Below are 20,288 nucleotides of genomic sequence, written 5' to 3'. Positions count from 1 at the left end.
CCGGACCACGGCATACGGGTGGCAGACTGAAGGTGTGACAGTTCTCGCAGCTGGTGATGTCAGTCCGGGTCTGCTCGGCTTCACCGTCGTCGCCCTCATCGGGCTGGCCCTCTACATCCTCATCAAGTCGATGAACAAGCAGATGTCGAAGATCCAGGTTCCGCACGAGGGCGACACGGACAAGAAGGCCGAATAGATGCCGATCGAAGTAGTCGACAACTCGACGGAGTGCCGCTTCGAGGTCCTCGTCGACGGCAAGGTCGCCGGGTTCGCCGACTATCGACTGCTGCCCACGAAAGTCGTCTTCACGCACACCGAGGTGCTGCCCGCCTACGAGGGCCAGGGCCTGGCGAGCAGGCTGGTGGAGTACGCGCTGCGCACGAGCGTCGACACCGGGCTGCGCATCGTGCCGCTGTGCCCGTACGTGGCCCGCTACATCGAGCGTCACCCCGAGTTCAAGGAGTACAGCGACCCGTCAGTCGCGGGGTGACCAGGCGCGTTCCAGGGCCTTGGGCAGGCCCCACCAGCCGAGCGGGGTCAGCACCTCGTCGGCGTCCACGATGCCCAGGTAGGTCCACAGGCTGACCACCGAGGCGAACAGGCCCTCGGTGGCGTCGAGGTCGTCGTCGTCCTGCTCGCCCGACTCGATGTCGTCGGACTCGGCGATGAGCCTGGCCAGGCGTTCCGGCGAGGCCAGCACCCCGGGGCCCATGCGGGCCAGCGCCGCCACCGCGGCCAGCCAGTCGGCGTGCTGGATCGCGCACAGGTTGGCCAGGGCGGTGTCCTCGTGGCCGAGCTCCCCCTCCAGGTCGGCGAACTCCTCCGGCACGTCGTCGGCCTCCGGCAGGTCGGAGATCGGCCCGGCCACGCCCGCCGCCACCGCCAGCCACAACTCACGGTCGTCGTCCGGCATCGGCCGGTCGTCGAACCCGGCGCAGGCGCGCAGCACGTTCGCGGGGTAGCCGGGCAGGTCCAGCAGCACGCGCAGGCGCGCGGCGGCCAGCTCCAGCTCGACCAGGGGCAGCTCGGGCGCCTTGGGCAGCTCGCCGACGATGCGGCGCAGCTCCGACAGCGCGAACGCCTCCTCCTCGTCGAGGGCGGCGAACAGCTCCTCGTCCTGCTCGTCGCTGACCGCGAAGCCGGGCACCCGGCCGTCGGGCAGCGGCGTGGCCAGCCAGTGCTCCTGGAGCTCCTCGTACGCCCGGCGGGCGGCGTGGTCGCCCTGGGCCAGCGCGTCCGGGTCGATCTCGCCGGAGGCGACGCGCTCCTCCAGGAAGGAGACCATGCGCCCGAACATCTCGGCCGCGACCGGGCCGCGCTCGTCCTCCTCGGGCCAGACGAAGTAGCTGGGCGTCATGAGGATCGGCTCGGTGCCGGTGGACTCGACCCAGCGCTGCACGTCGCCGACGGTGGCCACCCCCGCCTCGATGGAGCTGAGCGTGGCCTTGGCGGAGTCCCAGAACGGCTGCGAGAGCGGGTTGCCCGCCGCCACCATGGCCCGCCGCAGATCGGGCAGCGCCACCAGCGCCACGCCCGAGGGCACGGCCAGCAGCGCGCGGGCGACGTCCCTGCGCGTGACGGCGGCGGGCGGGCGGCCGGCGTGGGCGCAGACGTAGTCGATGTCCACGCCCGTAACCTACGCCGTCCGACCTGCCCGAGTCAGCCGTGGGGGTGGCGGGCCGGCCCCGGCGGCGCGGTTTAGGGTGAGCGGGGGAGGTCCTGATGAACCGGTTGAACGACGCCACGAGCCCTTACCTGCTGCAGCACGCGGGCAATCCCGTCGACTGGCACCCGTGGGGCGAGGAGGCGTTCGCCGAGGCCCGGCGCCGGGACGTGCCGCTGCTGATCAGCGTGGGCTACTCGGCGTGCCACTGGTGCCACGTGATGGCCCACGAGAGCTTCGAGGACGCCGACACGGCCGCCCTCATGAACGAGCACTTCGTCAACGTCAAGGTCGACCGCGAGGAGCGGCCCGACGTCGACGCCGTCTACATGACCGCCACCCAGGCCATGACCCAGCAGGGCGGCTGGCCGATGACGGTGTTCGCCACGCCCGACGGCCATCCGTTCTACTGCGGCACGTACTTCCCGCGGCCCCACTTCCGGCGCCTGCTGGCCGAGATCCACCGGGTGTGGACCGGCGACCGGGAGTCGGTGCTGGCGCAGGGCGCCAAGGTGGTCGAGGCGCTCAACCAGAACACCGCGTTCCCGCGCGGCGGCACGCCGGAGGCGGAGACGCTGGAGCGGGCCGTCGCCAACCTGCGGGAGTCGTTCGACCCGGTCAACGGCGGGTTCGGCGGCGCGCCGAAGTTCCCGCCGTCGATGGTCCTGGAGTTCCTGCTGCGCTCCGGCGAGCGCGAGATGAGCGGCCGGACGCTCGCGGCCATGGCCCGCGGCGGCATCTACGACCAGCTCGGCGGCGGTTTCGCGCGGTACAGCGTCGACGCCGAGTGGGTGGTCCCGCACTTCGAGAAGATGCTCTACGACAACGCCCTGCTGCTGCGGGTGTACACCCACTGGTGGAAGGCGGGCGGCGGCGACCTGGCCCGCCGGGTGGCGCTGGAGACGGCCGGCTGGATGCTGCGCGAGCTGCGCACGCCCGAGGGCGGCTTCGCCTCGGCCCTCGACGCCGACAGCGAGGGCGTGGAGGGCAAGTTCTACGTCTGGACGCCCGAGGAGCTGCGCGAGGTCCTGGGCGACGACGACGGACGCTGGGCCGCCGGGCTGTTCGACGTCACCGGCACGTTCGAGCACGGCACGTCGGTGCTCCAGCTCCCGCGCGACCCCGAGGACCCGGTGCGGTACGCCGGCGTGCGCGGCAGGCTGCTGGCGGCCAGGGAGCTGCGGGTGCGGCCGGGCCGCGACGACAAGGTCGTGGCGTCCTGGAACGGCCTGGCCGTCGCGGCGCTCGCGGAGGCCGGCGTGGTGTTCGAGCGTCCCGACCTGGTCGAGGCCGCCACGGCGGCGGCCGAGCTGCTCGCGGACGTGCACACGACCGGCGGGCGGCTGCTGCGCACCTCCCGCGACGGGCGCGCGGGCGCCAACGCGGGGGTGCTGGAGGACTACGCGAACGTGGCCGAGGGCCTGATCTCCCTCTACGGCGTGACGGGCGCGACGAAATGGCTGCGGCTGGCCGGGACACTGCTCGACACGGTCCTCGACCGCTTCTCCGACGGCTCAGGCGGCTTCTACGACACCGCTGACGACGCCGAACGGCTGTTCCAGCGTCCACAGGACCCCACCGACAACGCGACGCCCTCCGGCCAGTACGCGGCCGCGGGGGCCCTGCTCTCCTACGGCGCGCTGACCGGCTCGGCCAGGCACCGGGAGGCCGCCGCGGCCGCGCTCGCCACGGTGTCGGTGCTGGCCGACCGGCACGCCAGGTTCGCCGGCTGGGGGCTGGCCGTGGCCCGCGCGGCGCTCGACGGGCCGGTGGAGGTGGCGGTCGTCGGCGACCCCGCCGACCCGCGCACGGCCGCCCTGCACCGGGAGGCGCTGCTGGCCGACGTGCCCGGCCTGGTGGTCGCGCCCGGCGACGGCGAGGCCGGCGGCGAGCCCTTCCCCGCGCTGCTGGAGGGGCGCGGGCCCGTCGACGGCGCGCCGGCCGCCTACGTGTGCAGGGGGTTCGCCTGCCGGCTGCCGGTCACCACGGTGGAGGAGCTGCGGGCCGAGCTAGCCGGTGCCTGACGGCCGGCCCAGGTTGTCGCGCTGGGTGTCGCGCTGGGTGTCGCGGCCCTCGTCCGGGGGGCCCTGAGGCTGGTCGGAGGGGGCCGTGGGCGCGTCCTGGGGGCGTTCGTCCTGGCGGTCGCGGCCGGTCCTGCCGTTGTCGCCGGAGCCGTCGTCGGTGGGTGCCTCGGTGACCGCCGGGTCGCCGAACGGCTGCTGGTCGGTGGGGCCCGAGTCGGGGTTGCCCCAGTCGTTCTGGTCGGCGGGCGGCGTCGACTGCTGGTCGCGGACGTCGCGGCCGCGGTCGGGCGGCGAGTAGGAGGACTCGTAGCCGTACTGGGAGGGCTCGGGGAACTCCTCGACCGGCTCGCCGGCCATGGCCTCGGTCATGAACGCCCGCCAGATCTGCGCCGGGAGCTGGCCGCCGAACTGCGTGCCGTAGCCGGGGATGGTGACGGTCTGGTCGTCGCTGCGGAACATGTTCACGGCGACGGCGAGCTGCGGGACGAACCCGTTGAACCAGACGTTCTTGGAGTCGTCGGTGGTGCCGGTCTTGCCGGCGACCGGGCGGTCGTAGAGGCGGGCGGCGGTGCCGGTGCCGTACTTGACGACCTGCTGCATCGCGTAGACGGTGTCGGCGGCGGCCTGCTCGCTGACCACCTTCGTGGCGACGGGCTTGACCGTCTTCTTCTCGCCCTTGCCGTCGGTGACCGACTTCACCACGTGGGCCTCCATGTGCACGCCCTTGTTGGCGAAGGTGGAGAAGCCCGAGGCGTTCTGGACGGCGCTGACCGAGGACACGCCGAGCGGGAAGGTGGCGTACGCCTGCTGCCCCTGCAACTGCTCCTTGGGGATGCCCGCGGCCTCGGCGACCTCCGCGACCTTGTCCAGGCCGACCTTCTGGCCGAGGTCGACGAAGGCCGTGTTGACGGAGTTCTGGGTGGCGCTGACCAGGTTGATCTGGCCGTAGGAGCGGCCGCTGTCGTTGGGGATGGGCTTGTCGGCCGAGGCCACGCGCAGCGGCGAGTTGCCGTCGACCCTGGTGGACAGGTCGAAGCCGTTGTCGAGCGCGGCGGCCAGCGTGTACGGCTTGAACGTCGACCCCGCCATGCGCTTGGCCGAGAACGCGTTGTCGTAGTCGCCGACCTGGTCGTGGCGGCCGCCGTAGAAGGCGACGACCTCGCCGGTGGCCGGATCGACGGCGGCCAGCCCGGTGCGCACCTTCTTCGGCGTCGAGTCCGGGAGCACGTCCTTGACCGCCTGCTCGGCCGCCGTCATGAGCTTCTTGTCGAACGTCGTGACGATCTTCAGGCCGCCGCTGTTGATGGTCTCGTCGGAGTAGCCGCGCCGGTTGAGCTCGGCGGTGACCTGGTCGAGCATGTACTGGCCCTGGCCCTTGAGCTCGAACGGCTTCTTGGGCGCCTTCAGCACCGGGAAACGCTCGGCGGCGACCTGCTGGCGCGACAGCGCGCCCGTCTGGCCCATGGCGTTGATCACGGCCTGCCAGCGGGAGCGGGCCGCGTCGAGGTCGGCGCCCTCGGGGTCGGCGAACCGGCTGGGCTGCTGGATGACCGCCGCCAGGTACGCGCCCTCGGCGACGGTGAGCTTGTCGACGTCCTTGCCGAAGTAGGCGCGCGCGGCCGACTGGACGCCGTTGGCGCCGCGGCCGAAGTAGATCGTGTTGAGGTACTGCTCCAGGACCCAGTCCTTGGACTTGGACTGGTCGACCTTCATCGCGATGAGGATCTCTTTGAACTTGCGGGTGACCGAGCGCTCCTGGCTGAGGCCGCTGTAGTAGTTGCGCACGAGCTGCTGGGTGATCGTGGAGCCGCCCTGGAGCTGCTGCCCGGTGACGGTGGACCAGACGGCCCGCGCGGTGCCCTTGAGCGAGACGCCGCCGTCGTTGTAGAACGAGCGGTTCTCGGCGGCGATGACCGCGTCGCGCACGTGCTTGGGCACCTTGGCCAGCTCGACGTTCCTGCGGTCGACGCCCTGCCGGGCGAGGACCGTCCTGCCGTCGCGGTAATAGATCACCGAGCCTTCGGCGGTGGCCGATTTCTGCGTGCTGTCGGGAATGGGAGTCATCGCCCACGCAATGGCGAAAAGACCGGCGAGCACGGCGATTCCGGCGCCGAAAGAGATCAACACTATTCGGAGTACGCGCCGTTTCCGCATGCCTTTTCCACCACCGCCCCGCATCCGAGACCCCCCTCTGAGACACCCTCGCCCAACCCCCGCAAGCTGGGCGAATGTCAAGGGTAAACGATCGATAACGGTGCCTCGTCCCTAAGCGATGGTACGTCTAGCGCCCGCCGCGGCGCGGAACATCGGCGACCAAAGGCAGCACTCGGTAAGGAACCGGTGTGTCGAGTGCGATGATCGAAGAAGTCCTGAGCACCCCCTGAACATCCACGATTTGGTCGATGACCCTTTGCAGATCGGCATTCGTCCGCGCGACCACCCGGCACAGCAGGTCCGCGCCGCCGGTGATGGTGTGCACCTCCAGCACCTCGGGGATGTGGGCCAGCCGGTGGGCGACCGGGTCGTGCCCGGAGACCTGCCTGATCTCCATGGTGACGAACGCCGTCACGTCGTAGCCGAGCGCCACGGGCGACACGTCGGGCCCGAACCCGGTGATCACCCCCCTGGCCACCAGCCGGTCGAGCCTGGCCTGGACGGTGCCGCGGGCGACGCCGAGCCGGCGGGAGCACTCCAGCACGCCCAGCCGGGGCTCGGCGGTCAGCAGCGAGATCAGGCGGGCGTCCAGTTCGTCGATCGTCATGCTGTACAAGTTCTCCGACTCTGACCCGAGATGGGTGGACAGATTGTGCACTCGTTCAAGTAACTGTTGCACAACTCGTCCAGCTAAATCGAGAGTTAGGGGTATGACTGATGTCTTTCCGGTTAACGGCATGGACGCCGTGGTGTTCGCCGTGGGCAACGCCCGGCAGGCCGCCCACTACTACTCGACCGCTTTCGGCATGCGACTGGTGGCCTACCGCGGGCCGGAGAACGGCAGCCGCGACGAGGTCGCCTACGTCCTGACCTCGGGCAGCGCCACCTTCGAGTTCAGGGCCTCGATCCGGCCCGGCACGGACATCGCCAGGCACGTCGCCGAGCACGGCGACGGGGTGATCGACCTGGCCATCCAGGTGCCCGACGTGGAGGCCGGGTACGCCTACGCGGTCGCCCACGGCGCCACGGGCCTGGTGGAGCCGTACACGCTGGAGGACGAGCACGGCAAGGTGGTGCTCGCGGCCATCGCCACCTACGGCGAGACCCGGCACACGCTCGTGGACAGGTCCAACTACGGGGGCGCGTACCTGCCCGGTTACGTGCCGGCCGAGCCGCTCGTCGCGCCGCCCGCGACGAAGACCGGACGCCTGTTCCAGGCGGTCGACCACTGCGTCGGCAACGTCGAGCTCGGCAAGATGGACGAGTGGGTGGAGTTCTACCGCAAGGTGATGGGCTTCACGAACATGGCCGAGTTCGTCGGCGACGACATCGCGACCGAGTACTCGGCGCTGATGTCCAAGGTCGTGGCCGACGGCACGCGGAAGGTCAAGTTCCCGCTGAACGAGCCGGCGATCAGCCGCAAGAAGTCGCAGATCGACGAGTACCTGGAGTTCTACGGCGGGCCCGGCGTGCAGCACATCGCCCTGGCCACCAACGACATCCTCACCACCGTCGACCACATGCGCGCGGCGGGCGTGCAGTTCCTCGACACGCCCGACTCCTACTACGACGACCCCGAGCTGCGCGAGCGCATCGGGCAGGTCAGGGCGCCGATCGAGGAGCTGAAGAAGCGCAAGATCCTGGTCGACCGCGACGAGGACGGCTACCTGCTGCAGATCTTCACCCAGCCCGTCCAGGACCGTCCCACGGTCTTCTTCGAGCTGATCGAGCGGCACGGCTCGCTCGGGTTCGGCAAGGGCAACTTCAAGGCCCTGTTCGAGGCGATCGAGCGCGAGCAGGAACGAAGGGGCAACCTTTAGTTTGTCCCGACTTAGTGGTGGTGATCTGGATTTTATGGGACCACCACCACTTTCTGGGCTGAAGAGGCGCCGGCGGCGGGAAGCCGCCGGCGCCTCCGGCTGTTCCCTGTCCACCGTGACGGGTCGTCGGGAGCGCGTGACCCAGCGTAAGATTCCGGTCACGGGCTGAAGGGGGCTGGTTCACCTATGCGGATCAGGAGACGCGGCGCGGCCGTGCTGGTGGCGCTGGTCAGCGTGCTCGCGTGCGCGCCCACCGACGGGTCGCCGCCCCGCCCGGCCGCCGGCCGCCACACGGGCGCGCCGGGCATCGGCGACGCCGACTTCCCCCAGGACGGCAACGGCGGCTACGACGTCGCCCACTACTCGCTGACCGTCGACTACACCCCGGCGACCAAGCGGCTCACCGGCCTGACGAAGATCAGCGCCAAGGCCACCCAAGACCTGTCGAGCTTCAACCTCGACCTCACCGGCCTCGACGTCGCCAAGGTCAGCGTCGACGGCTCGCCCGCGCGCTTCTCCCGCAAGGACGGCGAGCTGACCGTGACCCCGGCCGCGCGGCTCACCGCCGGCTCGCCGTTCACCGCCGAGATCTCCTACTCCGGCAGCCCCACGCCCGCCAAGGACACCGCCAACCTGGGCACGTACGGGTTCATCCCCACCGCCGACGGCGCGTTCGTGGCCTCCGAGCCCAACGGCTCCAAGACCTGGTTCCCCAGCAACGACCACCCGGCCGACAAGGCCACGTTCGACTTCACGGTCACCGTGCCCGCCGGCCTGACCGTCGTGGCCAACGGCGAGCAGAGCGCGTCGCCGTCCACCGCGGGCGGGCGCACCACCTACCGGTGGAGCGAGCGGCACCCGATGGCCACCTATCTCGCCACGGCCACGATCGGCAAGTTCGAGGTGCGGCAGGGCCGTTCGCCTGGCGGCATCCCGACGTACGCGGCCGTCGATCCGAAGTTCAAGACCGGCCTCGACCGCGTCTACAACGTCTCGGGCGAGATCACCGACTACTGGAGCACGGTCTTCGGCCCCTACCCGTTCTCCTCGACCGGCGCCATCGTCGACGACTACTCGGCCGGCTACGCCCTGGAGAACCAGACCAAGCCCCTCTACGGCGGCTTCGACCCCGACGAGGGCATCATCGCCCACGAGCTGGCCCACCAGTGGTTCGGCGACAGCCTGACCATCAAGCGGTGGAAGGACCTGTGGCTCAACGAGGGCTTCGCGACGTACGCGGAGTGGCTGTGGTCGGAGCACCGGGGCAAGAAGACCGCCGACACCATCTTCAAGGACTTCTACAACCGCGGCGCCAAAGACCCGATGTGGTCCTACCCGCCGGGCCGGGCCAAGCCCGCCGACCTGTTCAACGAGTCGGTCTACACCCGCGGCGGCATGGCGCTGCACGCCCTGCGCAAGGCGGTCGGCGACCCGACGTTCTTCAAGCTGCTCAAGACCTGGACCGCCGAACACCGCTACGGCAACGTCACCACGCGGCAGTTCGTCGACCTGTCCGAGCGGCTGTCCGGCAAGGACCTCGACCCGCTCTTCGACGCGTGGCTCTTCCAGCCGCGCCGTCCCACCCTCGCCTGACCTGCGCCGAAACGCTTTCCTTCGCCCGGTCCAAGTACAGGTGTAAGGGCGAACGACGAAGGGAGCGAGGCCAGTGCGCCTCAACGAGGATTCGGCGGCCTTCGAGGCCTTCTACCGCCGTCATGTCGACGTCGTCATGCGGTTCGTGGTCCGGCGGGTGAGCGATCCCCACCTGGCCGCCGACCTGACCGCCGACGTCTTCCTGGCGGCCCTCGACTCGGCCCACACCTACGTGCCGGGCCGGGGCAGCCAGACCGCGTGGTTGTACGGCGTGGCCCGCAACGTGGTGTCGGCCCAGCTCCGCAGGTCGGCCAGGGAAGCGCGGGCGGCCGGCCGGATCGCGGGGCGGCGGCTGATGGACGACGACGACCTCGTCCGGATGGAGGAGCGGATCGACGCCGAGCGCGGCATGCGCGGCGCCCTGGAGGCCATGGCGGGCCTGCCGGAGGGCGAACGCGCGGTGCTGGAGCTCGTGGCGATCGACCAGCTCACCGTCTCCGAGGCGGCCGCCGCCCTCGGCATCAGGCAGGTGACCGCGCGGGTCCGCCTGCACCGGGCCAGACGCGCCCTGGAGAACGTCGCTTCGCCGTCGGCCAGGTACGTGGAGGGACAGGCATGAACACTTTCGAGGAGCGGTTGCTCGGCGCGCTCAAGGCGGAGATGGCGGCCGGGACGCAGCCCGTCGCGGCTCCGGTCGTCCGGCGGCCGCGGCGCAGGGTCGTGGGGCTCGCCGCCGCGGCTGCGGGGGTCGCCGTGGTCGCCGCGGTGACGGCCACCGGCCTGTTCGGCGGCGGCCCCGCGTACGCGGTGACCGGCACGGCCGACGGCGGGGTGGCCGTGGAGATCAACGCCTTCCGGGACCCCGGCGGGCTGGCCGACGAGCTGGCGGCGGCAGGGGTCAAGGCGGTGGTGGACTACCTGCCGTACGGCCGGACCTGCAAGGAGCCGCGCGGCCGGAACGGGGGCGGCGAGGGGCGTTTCGAAGCGAGCATCGGCAGGAGCGGGGAGGGCATCTCGTTCCGGATCGCGAAGGGGCAGGTCCCGGCGGGGCAGACCCTGGTGCTGGCGGTCACCCTGGACAGGAGCGGGCCTGAGGCGCCTCCGGTGTCCACCTCGTTGCAGATCGTCCAGGGCGCGGTGGCCCGGTGCGAACCGGTCGCGATGCCCGTCCCGCCGGCGGGCGACCGGAACGACGACCGTTCCGGCACCCGTACGGGCACGGGCGACGACGAGGGCTTCAGCGAGCACACCCAGCAGGGCTGACCTCCGACGAGGACCCCCCTCGTGCACCCCGCGCAGGGCTGACCTCCGACGAGGGCCCCTCGTGAACCCCGCGCAGGGCCGTCCTCTGGCGAGGGCCCCCGTCGTGCACACCCAGCAGGGCCGGGCCTCCGGCGGGGGCGGCCCGGGCAGGACCCGGGCGGGTCGCGGCCTGCGCACCCTCGGCTCGCGCCCGCCCGGCGCCCCTCCCGCGGGGCCCCTTGCGACAGTCGGTCGCGAGGGCCGTTGCGACAGTCGGTCGCGGGGGTCAGTCGCGGGTGGAGGGCCAGTAGGCGCCGCCGGCCAGGAGGAGGGCGGCGGCGCCCACCAGGCCGGCCTCCTGGCCGAGGGCGGCGGGCACGACCTTGACGCGGCGGGCGAAGCCCATGCGGGCGTGGTCCCGCAGCGCCTCCTCCAGGGGGCCGAACAGGGGGTCGCCGGCCTGCGACAGGCCGCCGCCGATCGTCACCAGGTCCAGGTCGCACAGGTGGGTGGCGGAGGCGATCGCGATCCCGAGCGCCCGTCCGGCCCGCCGCATCGCCAGCACCGCCACGGGGTCCCCGGCACGCGCGTCGGCCGCCAGCGCCCGCCCGGTGACCGCCCGATCCTCCCGGTACGCCGCCCCGCCCTCGGACGCCGCCCCGCCCTCGGACGCCGCCAAGGGCTCCGGGCCGGCGCTGGGGGTCCAGCCGTGGGTGAGGGCCCAGGTGGTGAGGGCGGGGCCGCGGGCGACCGCTTCCAGGCAGCCGTGGCCGCCGCAGCCGCAGCGGGGGCCGCCGTCCGGTTCGACCACGACGTGCCCGATGTGGCCGGCGTTGCCCGTGCCGCCGTTGACCAGGCGTCCGCCCAGGATCAGGCCGCCGCCGACGCCGGTGGAGACCACCATGCCCAGCATGTCGGCGCTGCCCCGGCCGGCGCCCTGCCAGTGTTCGGCGATGGCCAGGCAGATGGCGTCGTTGTGGAGGCGTACCGGTAAGCCGGGGAACCGGCCGGCCAGCCGGGCGCGCAGCGGGAAGCCGCGCCAGCCGGGGATGTTGAGCGGCGAGACCTCGCCGTCGGGCCAGGTCATCGGCCCGCCGCAGCCCACGCCCACCCCTTCGGCGCGGGCCGACAAGGGGTCGATGAGGGTGGTGAGGGTGCGCCACAGCGTCTCGGCGTCGGCGTTCTGGGGGGTGGCGGCGCGCCGGGAGGTGATCACGGCGCCGTCAGGGGCCACCAGCCCGGCGGCCATCTTGGTGCCGCCGACGTCGATCGCCAGGATCACGACAGCTCCGGCTCCGCGGCGCTGGAGAAGACCAGCACGGAGGCCGTGAGCCCGTGCACGTGGTTGTGGCCGCCGACCGGCCCGACCTCGCCCGCGGCGAAGAAGCCCGCGACGCCGATCGGTCCCAGCGTGTCGCGCAGGGCGACCGGGTCGTGGTCGGCGGTGCCGAACATCGCCGAGCCCCGGCCGTTGCACGAGAACAGCAGCGCGCCGTCGACCTTGCCGAGCTCCTCGCGGTGGGCGTCGAGCAGGTCGTACAGGTCCTCGTCGGCGGTGGCCGCGTCCCTGACCTGGAAGCGCACGGTACGGCCGATCTCCACGATGTCCCCGATGGCCACGGCCTCGCGTTCGGGGTCGATGCCGATGACGCCTCGGATGAGGAAGTCGCCGCGTTCGTGGCGTTCGGCGTACTCGTCCATGGCCACGCCGATCTGCAGGCCGGCGGCGACCAGTTCGCGGTCGTCCTCGTCGAGCTCGCTGACGATGTCCTCCAGCCGGGCCAGCGCGGGCTGACCGGCCAGTTCGAGCAGCAGGTTCTCCTCCGAGGCCGTGACCACCATGCTGGGGCCGATCGGGCGGCAGCCCTGGCTGACCACCGTACTGATCTTGACCGGCCCGCTGAGCAGGACGCCGATCGCGCCCTCGGTGTAGATCTTGCCGTCCGCGAACAGCCGTACGGACCCCCTGCCCTGCAGCCCGTTGGCCAGGCCGCCGATCAGCGGCAGGTCGCCGAGCACGTCGACCGAACGCTCCACGAACGCGTCGGTCGGGAAGGTGTACGGGTCGGCCAGCAGGATCGCCACGTGGTCGTCGCCGGTGCGCTCGGGCAGCCCGACGACCACGAACCGGTCCTCGGCCGCCAGCGTCTCCAGGGCGAACGTGGTGAGCCCGGCCCCCTCCAGGGTGGCCGCCCACGCGCTCACCGCGGGCGTCAGCTCGACCCCCTGCCCGTCGCCGATCACCCCGGTGGCGCTGCATCCGATCACGTGCGCCTCGGGCGCCAGCTTCATCGCGGCCTGACCGGCTCTGGCGACGTCCTCGGGGTCCTCGCCGCAGATGAAGAAGCAGACCAGGTCGGCTTGGCCGCTGAGCCTCGACAGTGCCTGACCGACGGCGCTCTCCGCGGCCTCCACCAGGTCGGAACCCACGGCGAGGCCGTCGGCGAAGCGGCTTGTCATCAAGGCCACGCGTCTCGCCTCCCTCGACAGGTGTATGTTCCCTAGGCCCGATTCTCCCCACTAAAGGGACAAGCACGCGTACGAACCGTCACGCAATAGGTCAAGATCCGAAATCTCCGCCAGATGCGAAACTCTCTGCCGCATTTCTCGCGGGGGACGTAGTCTCGATCCCGTGCATCAGCCACGTATTCTCCGCGAGTTGCGGGAGAGCGGCCACGTTCATCGCAGCGTCAAGGCCGAGGTCCGGGAAAACCTGCTGGCCAGGCTGCGGGCCGGCGAGCCCCGGTTCCCCGGCATAGTGGGCTTCGACGACTCCGTCCTGCCACACCTGGAGCGGGCGCTGCTCGCCGGGCACGACCTGGTCCTGCTCGGTGAGCGAGGGCAGGGCAAGACGCGGCTCATCCGCACGATCACCGGCCTGCTCGACGAGTGGACCCCGGTGGTCGAGGGCTGCGAGATCAACGACCATCCGTACGCACCCGCCTGCACGCGCTGCAAGACCCTGGCGCGCGAGCTGGGCGACGAGCTGCCGGTGGCGTGGAAGCACCGCGACGAGCGTTACGGCGAGAAGCTCGCCACTCCCGACACCTCCGTCGGCGACCTCATCGGCGACGTCGACCCCATCAAGATCGCAGAGGGGCGCACCCTCGGCGACCCCGAGACCGTCCACTACGGCCTGGTCCCCCGCACCAACCGCGGCGTGTTCTCCGTCAACGAGCTGCCCGACCTGGCCGAGCGCATCCAGGTCTCGCTGCTCAACGTGCTGGAGGAGCGCGACATCCAGGTGCGCGGCTACAACCTGCGGCTGCCCCTCGACATCCTGCTCATCGCCAGCGCCAACCCCGAGGACTACACCAACAGGGGGCGCATCATCACGCCGCTGAAGGACCGCTTCGGCGCCGAGATCCGCACCCACTACCCGCTCACCGTCGAGGACGAGCTCACCCTCATCCGCCAGGAGTCGGTGCCCGACATCGGGGCCGACGTGCCCGAGCACCTGATCGAGGTGATCGCCAGGTTCACCCGGCTGGTCCGCGAGTCCACGGCCGTCGACGCCCGGTCCGGCGTGTCGGCGCGCTTCTCGATCGCCGCCGCCGAGACCGCCGCGGCCTCCGCCGTGCGCAGGTCGGCGATCAAGGGCGAGGACCAGGCCGTCACGCGCGTCTGCGACCTGGCCTGCGTCGTCCACAGCCTGCGCGGCAAGGTGGAGTTCGAGGTCAGCGAGGAGGGCAGGGAGACCGAGATCCTGGCCCACCTGCTGCGCCGGGCCACGGCCGAGACGTTCAGGAACAGGCTGGGCGGCATGGACCTGGCCCCGGTGACTGACAAGTTCGCCGAGGGCAACCAGGTGGAGTCCGGCGACATGGTGGCCGCGGCCGAGTTGCTGCACCGGATCGGTCCGGTCAGTGGCCTGGCCAAGATCATGTCCAGGCTCGGCATGGGCGCCGGCGAGGAGTCCCCGGGGCACGCCGCGGCGGCCCTGGAGTTCGCGCTGGAAGGTCTCTACCTGATGCGGCGGCTGTCAAAGGAAGACCTCGACGGGGTCACGATCTACAGGACGTGAACAAACGGGCGGTTTCCCGCGTCGTAGTGTTTGGTTGATCACGACTCCGGGGGGAACCGCCCATGCGCCTGCTCATCCATGCCACCGCCGTCGGCCTCGCCCTGGGCGGCCTCGCGCTGCCCGCGCAGGCGGCCCCCACGAGGGCAGCCGCCAAGACCGCCTACGGCTATGCCTGGGCCGACGGCAAGGGCAGCCTGCGGATCGTGCCCATGAAGCCGGCCAAGGTGCGGCGCGGCGGCAACGTGCTCTACAAGCTGACGGCGATCCCGGGGGCCGCGGAGCTCAAGCTCGACTACACCCGCGCGGCCTACAGCCGGGTGACGACGGCCTGCGACCTGAAGGAGACCGAGGGCCGCGTCGCGCTGGACCGCGACGGCCTGGGCCGTACGTCGTGCAAGCCCGCCCAGCTGACCGTCGGGCTCCGGGAGGGCGCGGTCCCGCTGCGCGTGGAGTACGAGGGCGGCAGGGCCGTCAAGGCTCAGGAGTTCCTGCTGAACGCCTGGCCGGAGCCGGTCACCGCGCGCGGCACGGTCAAGCGCGTCGACGACGCGACGGTCCTGTTCAGCACCGGCGGCAAGCAGCTCAAGCTGGGCTACACGTACCTGACGTCCTTCTACCGGGCCACCGCCCGCTGCGGCGACCGCTGGGTGTCCGGGAAGCCGGCCGGCGTCGACAAGCGCGGGCTCGGCACGCTGCCTTGCGAGTCGGCCGATCTGACCAGGGCGCTCAAGGGGGCCGGGCGCGCGGTGCAGGTGCAGGTGAGCTATACGCCCGACGCGAACAGCGCGGTCGAGGTGTGGGAAGTGGCCAGGCGTCCGTAGACGGGCGGGGGCGGGTTGGGGTTAGCGTGGAAGCGTGATGGCCTTCCGCTACGGCGAATACCACGACGGCCCCGACCCCCTGGCCCCTCCTTACGACGTACGCGCGGCCCTCGACGAGATGGGCGACGCGATCCTGTCCGGCTCGACGCCGGTCCACGCGCTGCGCGACCTGCTCAAGCGCGGGCTGCCCGGCAGCCAGGACCGGCGCGGGCTCGACGACATGCTCAAGGAGGTCCGCAGGCGGCGCAGGGACCTGCGCGAGCGCGGGCGGCTCGACGGCACCCTCGAACGCGCGCGGGCATTGCTGGACAAGGCGATCGGGCAGGAGCGGGCCGAGCTGTTCCCCGACCCGTCCGACGACGCGCGGCTGCGCGAGGCCGGGCTCGACGGGCTGCCCGAGGACACCGCGAGCGCCATCCAGGAGCTGAGCTCGTACGAGTGGCGTTCCGCGGCGGCCCGCCAGACGTTCGAGGAGCTGCGCGACCTGCTGCGGCGCGAGGTGCTCGACAGCCAGTTCAGAGGGCTGCGCGACGCGCTGGCCAACCCCGACCCCGAGGCCATGGCCCGCGTCCGGCAGATGATGTCCGATCTGAACGACATGCTGGACAGGGACACCCGGGGCGAGCACACCCCAGAAGACTTTGACGCCTTTATGGCGAAATATGGCGATTTGTTCCCAGAAACGCCCCGAAACCTTGAGGAGCTCGTCGACATCCTGGCCCGGCGGGCCGCCGCCACCCAGCGCATGCTGGCCTCGATGACCCCCCGCCAGCGCGAGGAGCTGTCCAGCCTCATCAACCAGACCCTCGACCAGGCCGGCCTGTCCGACCAGATGCGCCGCCTCGGCGAGGCCCTGCACGCCCGCCGTCCCGACCTGGCCTGGAACGCCCCCGAGCGCCTGACCGGCGAGGAGCCCCTGGCCATGGGCGACGCCGTCACCGCCCTGGAGGAGCTGGCCGACCTCACCCAGCTGGAGACCGCCCTGCGCCAGGACTACCCGGGCGCGCGGCTCGACGACATCGACGAGGCCGCCGTCCGCCGCGCCCTGGGCCGGGCGGCGGTCGACGACCTGGAGGCGCTCAAGCGCATCGAACGCGAGCTGGAGGAGCAGGGCTATCTGCTGCGCCGCCGCGGCAAGCTGGAGCTGACCCCGAAGGCGGTCCGGCGGCTCGGCGAGACCGCGCTGCGACGCGTGTTCTCCTCCCTCGACGCGGGCCGGCGCGGCGACCACGACCAGCACGACGCGGGCTCGGCCGGCGAGCTGACCGGCTCCACCCGGCCGTGGCGCTTCGGCGACGAGCAGCCGATCGACGTCGTCCGTACGCTGGTCAACGGCGTGCGCAGCGGCGGCGTGGCGACCGCCCCGCAGGACGGGCGGGCCCGGGTGCGGCTGTCCGTCGACGACTTCGAGGTCTCCGAGACCGAACGCCGCAGCGCGGCGGCGGTGTGCCTGCTGGTCGACCTGTCCTACTCGATGGCCCTGCGCGGCACGTGGGCCGCGGCCAAGCAGACGGCACTGGCCCTCCAGGCGCTGGTGGCCTCCAAGTTCCCGCAGGACGCCGTGCAGATCATCGGCTTCTCCAACTACGCCAGGGTCCTGCAGCCCGACGAGCTGGCCGGCCTCGACTGGGACATGGTCCAGGGCACCAACCTCCACCACGCCCTCCTGATCGCCGGCCGCCACCTCGACCGCCACCCCGACTTCGAGCCGGTGGTGCTGGTGGTCACCGACGGCGAGCCGACCGCCCACCTCATGCGCAACGGCAGATCGGCCTTCGAGTGGCCGCCGTCGCACGAGACGCTGGAGCTGACGCTGGCCGAGGTGGACAAGATGACGCGGCGGCGGGCCACGATCAACGTCTTCATGCTGGCGGCCGACGACCGGCTGAAGGAGTTCGTGGACGAGGTGGCCCGCAGGAACGGCGGCCGGGTGTTCTCACCGAGCGCCGACCGTCTCGGCGAATACGTCGTCAGCGACTTCCTCCGCCTCCGCCGCTCCCGCTGATTCGTGCAATATACGGCCGAGAAACGTCAAACAGAAGGGGATCCGGCCGACGACATCGACCGCAGATGTTCGCGCGCGGTACGCACCTCCGGAATACGGTCCCACTTGGCGGTCGCGGCGATGATTTGTTCCACCCGATTATTCACGCGCGCGCTGCCGACGAACGGCAGCGCGCGGGTGAGAATCTGCATGTGATGCACGGCGAGCGCCGGTTTGCCCGCGCGTACCGCTGTCTGCGCCTGCCTTCCGAGATATTGGGCGCGAAAAAGAGGGGACCATTGCGCCATGGCCTCCGCCGCCTCCCGCAGAAGCCGATCCGCCTGGTTGTAGTGGCCCAGCCTGCTCAGACCGATGGCCACGTCCCCGCCGAGAGCGGCCTCGGCGAACGGGCTCAGACCGGACGCGCCCAAGGCGCGGTCGAGAGCCTCGCGGGCCTCCCGCTGGTTGCCGTCTATGCAGGCCAGAGCCCGGCCTAGCCGCATGTGCAAACTCGCCAGGCGGCTCGGCGGAAGGTCCGGGACGCGCAGCCCCCGCTGGGCGTGCCGCACCGCGCGCAGCGGATCGCCGCGATAGAGGCTGACCCGGCTCAGGGCGTCGTACGCCCGAGCTCGCGCTGACGGGTCCTCGGCCTGGTGGGCGAGGTCGAGGGCCATCGTGCCCGCACGTTCGGACTGGGCGAGCCGGCCGGCGTCGTACAGCGCGATGCCTGCCTGGTACATCAGGTCGGACGCCGCATCTTGGAGCTCGTGGCCCGCAGAGTCCATCCGCAGGTGAGCGACGCGCTTCACGTGCCCGAGGGCGCGGGCCGTGAGAGGCAGTCCACCGAGTTCGTAGCGCCCGCGCGCCAGGCTGTCGGACAGAGCACGCACGTAGTCGGGGTCGAGGTAGGGATCAGAGTCGGCGGCGGACGCGACGAACACGACCGATGCGGCTGCCGACAAGAACTCCCGGCGTTCCACAGGCTCCTCCACGGAGGGTGTAAACCGTACCTCCCACCCCACACGCGCGAGCAGTTCCTTCGCCCGCGCCAGACCCGTGTCGGCGACACCGTTGCAGACGCGCGAGATCCACGCCTGCGACACTCCCAGCTCGCGGCCGAGCTGCTGCTGGGTCCAGCCGCGCTGTTTCATGATCGCCGTAAGGGCTTCGGGCAGTGACCGAACATCCACCAGCCGAGCGTATAGCGGAGAGGTATTGGCCAACAGGGCCTTATTCCTCTGAGGAATACCCCGCCTGGTCTGCCGAAAACGAATGGGGAAACATGGCCACGCACCCAGGGAGACACATCTGAACGGCGACGACCAATGATACGCAAGCTCTTGGAACGGATGCCCGAAAAGCCGGGCTGCGGAGACGTCCCCATCAATGACAGGACAGCAGGCAGGTACATCATCGCCTTGCACGAACTCCGTCGATTGCTGACTAAACGGGGAGTTCGCACTCTGGCCATCGACGAGCGATACAGGCTCACTCTCAAGTCCGCGGGCCGAGGCTGCGGCAGCCGGTTGGAACGGCACCCGCCCGAACTCGTGGTCTACGCCGCCCAAGGCGGGCGCGTCGCGACCGTCCGCATGGCCCCTCGGTCAGGGGAGTACGTGCTGGAACTGGACGTGGGCGGCCTTCCGCTCCCCAACGGACCTCTTCCGCGTCTGGCCGCGCTGCCGGAGGAGGCCGCCGAGCTGATCCTCGGACACATCGCAGGCCCGTCATGAACCTCGCGGACCTCCACCGCCGGTACGGGCACGATTGGCACATCGTGCCCCTGCCCTACGGCGGCGCCGCCTGGAGACGGCAACCGCCCACCCGCGAGCAGTTCAGGCAAGGGCTGCTGCACTCGCTCGTCGGCGTGGACCCTGACCACTTGGGCGGCCAACTCGCCCGTCAGGCGGAGCTCCAGACGCAACGCCCGGGGCCTCTTCCGTCGAGCACGCTCCCTCGTCCGGCGGGAGTCACCGACGACCGGCTGTGATTCGTCAGATTGCCGCGAGGAGCGCCGACAGTCTTCCCGCGGATAGGCGGAGGAGGTTGCCGCAGGCGTCTCGGGCGACGGTCAGAGAAGCCGTCTCAGAGGCGGCAGGAGCACCTTCTCCAACACATGACCAGGAAGGAGGCAGGTGACCTCCGGGGGTCCGGGGGTCGGGAGATCCCCGGACAGGGGGTTCGGGGGAGCTCGGCTCCCCCGATGAAGCAGAGCCCGGAGCCCTCCGGCGCGCAGCGCCCCCAGGGCGGAGGCCCTTGCCTTTGGGGTTGGTCAGGCTTCGATCAGGCGGGCGTAGAAGTCGAGGGCCACGTCGAACCCGTCGCGGCAGTTGCGGTGCGACCGGTAACAGGGCCGCCACGCCGAGCTGGCCCCCACCCCCGCCCGCGCGTCGACAAGAGCCGACGGCACGCGCTCCGGCCGGGGCAGCAGCCCATGGCCCAGGTAGCGGACGCCGGTCAGCTCGGTGTGCGTGCCCGCCCCGCCGGAGACGAAGCGCCCGAGCCGCCACCCGCTCTCCTCGTCCCACACCAGCGCGTAACCGTCGGTCAGCCTGACCGTGGCGTGACGCGGATCGCAGGGGCCTTCCCACCAGTCGGCCACCTCGGCTCCGAGCAGGTCGACGACGCGCTCCACATAGCCCACCGGCTGCTGCAGCCACTCGTCGGTGTACGGCTCGACATGCCTGATGGCCACGGACGGCACCCCCTTGTGCCCTGAAGGTAAGAAAAAAGCGACGGTGACCAACCATACCCGTGGCGAACTTATTCCGTTGCACGTCCGTCTAGTCATTACGGACGATATTTACGCGGGACACGGGGAAGGAGGAGAGCCCATGATTGCCACGATCCTGCTGATCACCCTGATGGCCGTAGCGGTGGCGGCCACGGAGCTCATCATGCGTTGCTCCTCGCAGGTTAAAGAGAGTGTCGAGCCGCCGACCGAGATCGTCGGGGACTAGTCT

20 protein-coding genes are annotated in these 20,288 nt (G+C 71.2%); 13 read left to right on the top strand and 7 right to left on the bottom strand.

Translation table 11 applies throughout. The features are described from left to right. Nucleotides 1-34: 34 nt before the first annotated feature. Both ACFYYW_RS26270 and ACFYYW_RS26265 read left to right on the top strand, forming a co-directional pair. A complete protein-coding gene (locus ACFYYW_RS26270) occupies nucleotides 35-196 on the top strand; it encodes a hypothetical protein (RefSeq protein ID WP_352323255.1) in 162 nt (53 codons plus the stop codon). Beyond that, a complete protein-coding gene (locus tag ACFYYW_RS26265) occupies nucleotides 197-490 on the top strand; it encodes a GNAT family N-acetyltransferase (protein WP_352323254.1) in 294 nt (97 codons plus the stop codon). It abuts the gene before it with no gap. On the opposite strand, the gene ACFYYW_RS26260 is transcribed toward ACFYYW_RS26265, so the two are convergent. Continuing rightward, the gene (locus tag ACFYYW_RS26260) at nucleotides 476-1,627 is read right to left on the bottom strand and encodes a hypothetical protein (RefSeq protein WP_387652345.1); all 1,152 of its coding nucleotides are present in this window, start codon (nucleotides 1,625-1,627) and stop codon (nucleotides 476-478) included. The genes ACFYYW_RS26265 and ACFYYW_RS26260 overlap by 15 nt on opposite strands. 95 nt (nucleotides 1,628-1,722) lie before the next feature. Here ACFYYW_RS26260 and ACFYYW_RS26255 point away from each other — a divergent pair, with 95 nt between their 5' ends. Next, nucleotides 1,723-3,687 carry a thioredoxin domain-containing protein gene (locus ACFYYW_RS26255; protein ID WP_352323252.1) on the top strand — a complete coding sequence of 655 codons (1,965 nt, stop codon included), beginning with the start codon at nucleotides 1,723-1,725 and terminating at the stop codon, nucleotides 3,685-3,687. On the opposite strand, the gene ACFYYW_RS26250 is transcribed toward ACFYYW_RS26255, so the two are convergent. Continuing rightward, on the bottom strand, nucleotides 3,673-5,751 hold the full coding sequence (locus tag ACFYYW_RS26250) for a transglycosylase domain-containing protein (RefSeq protein ID WP_387652343.1): 2,079 nt from the start codon (nucleotides 5,749-5,751) through the stop codon (nucleotides 3,673-3,675). The two genes, ACFYYW_RS26255 and ACFYYW_RS26250, sit on opposite strands and share 15 nt — an antisense overlap. A gap of 217 nt (nucleotides 5,752-5,968) precedes the next feature. Next, entirely contained in the window at nucleotides 5,969-6,448 is a 480-nt protein-coding gene (locus ACFYYW_RS26245) for an Lrp/AsnC family transcriptional regulator (protein WP_352323250.1), read from the bottom strand. A 103-nt stretch (nucleotides 6,449-6,551) separates the two neighbouring features. Between ACFYYW_RS26245 and hppD the strand changes: the two genes are divergently transcribed. From hppD to ACFYYW_RS26225, 4 genes are all read left to right on the top strand, one after another. Further along, a complete protein-coding gene (gene hppD, locus ACFYYW_RS26240) occupies nucleotides 6,552-7,661 on the top strand; it encodes a 4-hydroxyphenylpyruvate dioxygenase (protein WP_387652337.1) in 1,110 nt (369 codons plus the stop codon). Between the two features lie 186 nt (nucleotides 7,662-7,847). Beyond that, the gene (locus tag ACFYYW_RS26235; protein WP_352326132.1) at nucleotides 7,848-9,254 is read left to right on the top strand and encodes a M1 family metallopeptidase; all 1,407 of its coding nucleotides are present in this window, start codon (nucleotides 7,848-7,850) and stop codon (nucleotides 9,252-9,254) included. Between the two features lie 73 nt (nucleotides 9,255-9,327). Continuing rightward, nucleotides 9,328-9,873, top strand: coding sequence for an RNA polymerase sigma factor (locus tag ACFYYW_RS26230; RefSeq protein WP_387652335.1), 546 nt, complete (start codon nucleotides 9,328-9,330; stop codon nucleotides 9,871-9,873). Further along, the gene (locus tag ACFYYW_RS26225) at nucleotides 9,870-10,517 is read left to right on the top strand and encodes a hypothetical protein (RefSeq protein ID WP_387652333.1); all 648 of its coding nucleotides are present in this window, start codon (nucleotides 9,870-9,872) and stop codon (nucleotides 10,515-10,517) included. The genes ACFYYW_RS26230 and ACFYYW_RS26225 overlap by 4 nt, the downstream gene beginning before the upstream one ends. A 265-nt stretch (nucleotides 10,518-10,782) precedes the next feature. Here ACFYYW_RS26225 and ACFYYW_RS26220 read toward each other — a convergent pair whose 3' ends face one another. Together ACFYYW_RS26220 and ACFYYW_RS26215 are read right to left on the bottom strand one after the other, a co-directional pair. Then, entirely contained in the window at nucleotides 10,783-11,778 is a 996-nt protein-coding gene (locus tag ACFYYW_RS26220; protein WP_387652331.1) for an ROK family protein, read from the bottom strand. Next, on the bottom strand, nucleotides 11,775-12,956 hold the full coding sequence (locus ACFYYW_RS26215; RefSeq protein ID WP_352326134.1) for an FIST N-terminal domain-containing protein: 1,182 nt from the start codon (nucleotides 12,954-12,956) through the stop codon (nucleotides 11,775-11,777). The genes ACFYYW_RS26220 and ACFYYW_RS26215 overlap by 4 nt, the downstream gene beginning before the upstream one ends. Nucleotides 12,957-13,128: 172 nt before the next feature. Here ACFYYW_RS26215 and ACFYYW_RS26210 point away from each other — a divergent pair, with 172 nt between their 5' ends. From ACFYYW_RS26210 to ACFYYW_RS26200, 3 genes are all read left to right on the top strand, one after another. Then, nucleotides 13,129-14,520 carry a sigma 54-interacting transcriptional regulator gene (locus ACFYYW_RS26210; protein WP_352326127.1) on the top strand — a complete coding sequence of 464 codons (1,392 nt, stop codon included), beginning with the start codon at nucleotides 13,129-13,131 and terminating at the stop codon, nucleotides 14,518-14,520. 62 nt (nucleotides 14,521-14,582) lie between these two features. Beyond that, nucleotides 14,583-15,341 carry a hypothetical protein gene (locus ACFYYW_RS26205; RefSeq protein WP_387652328.1) on the top strand — a complete coding sequence of 253 codons (759 nt, stop codon included), beginning with the start codon at nucleotides 14,583-14,585 and terminating at the stop codon, nucleotides 15,339-15,341. 37 nt (nucleotides 15,342-15,378) lie between these two features. Then, nucleotides 15,379-17,346, top strand: coding sequence for a hypothetical protein (locus ACFYYW_RS26200; protein ID WP_352326133.1), 1,968 nt, complete (start codon nucleotides 15,379-15,381; stop codon nucleotides 17,344-17,346). A gap of 26 nt (nucleotides 17,347-17,372) precedes the next feature. Here ACFYYW_RS26200 and ACFYYW_RS26195 read toward each other — a convergent pair whose 3' ends face one another. Next, nucleotides 17,373-18,515, bottom strand: coding sequence for a helix-turn-helix domain-containing protein (locus tag ACFYYW_RS26195; protein ID WP_387652326.1), 1,143 nt, complete (start codon nucleotides 18,513-18,515; stop codon nucleotides 17,373-17,375). 336 nt (nucleotides 18,516-18,851) lie between these two features. Here ACFYYW_RS26195 and ACFYYW_RS26190 point away from each other — a divergent pair, with 336 nt between their 5' ends. Then, nucleotides 18,852-19,058 carry a hypothetical protein gene (locus tag ACFYYW_RS26190; RefSeq protein ID WP_387652324.1) on the top strand — a complete coding sequence of 69 codons (207 nt, stop codon included), beginning with the start codon at nucleotides 18,852-18,854 and terminating at the stop codon, nucleotides 19,056-19,058. Beyond that, nucleotides 19,055-19,315 carry a hypothetical protein gene (locus tag ACFYYW_RS26185; RefSeq protein WP_387652322.1) on the top strand — a complete coding sequence of 87 codons (261 nt, stop codon included), beginning with the start codon at nucleotides 19,055-19,057 and terminating at the stop codon, nucleotides 19,313-19,315. Before ACFYYW_RS26190 ends, ACFYYW_RS26185 begins: the two co-directional genes overlap by 4 nt. A 282-nt stretch (nucleotides 19,316-19,597) precedes the next feature. Here ACFYYW_RS26185 and ACFYYW_RS26180 read toward each other — a convergent pair whose 3' ends face one another. Next, nucleotides 19,598-20,020, bottom strand: coding sequence for a DUF6292 family protein (locus tag ACFYYW_RS26180; protein ID WP_387652320.1), 423 nt, complete (start codon nucleotides 20,018-20,020; stop codon nucleotides 19,598-19,600). 139 nt (nucleotides 20,021-20,159) lie between these two features. On the opposite strand from ACFYYW_RS26180, the gene ACFYYW_RS26175 reads away from it, so the two are divergent. After that, nucleotides 20,160-20,285: a hypothetical protein gene (locus tag ACFYYW_RS26175; RefSeq protein ID WP_352326121.1), complete on the top strand. Its 126-nt coding sequence runs from the start codon at nucleotides 20,160-20,162 to the stop codon at nucleotides 20,283-20,285. Nucleotides 20,286-20,288: the final 3 nt, after the last annotated feature.

It is taken from the genome of Nonomuraea sp. NPDC001831 (assembly GCF_042892035.1).
In the GTDB taxonomy this organism is placed as follows: Bacteria; Actinomycetota; Actinomycetes; order Streptosporangiales; family Streptosporangiaceae; genus Nonomuraea.
Note: the sequence above shows the minus strand (reverse complement) of the source record. Positions and strands in the feature narration are given on the sequence as shown.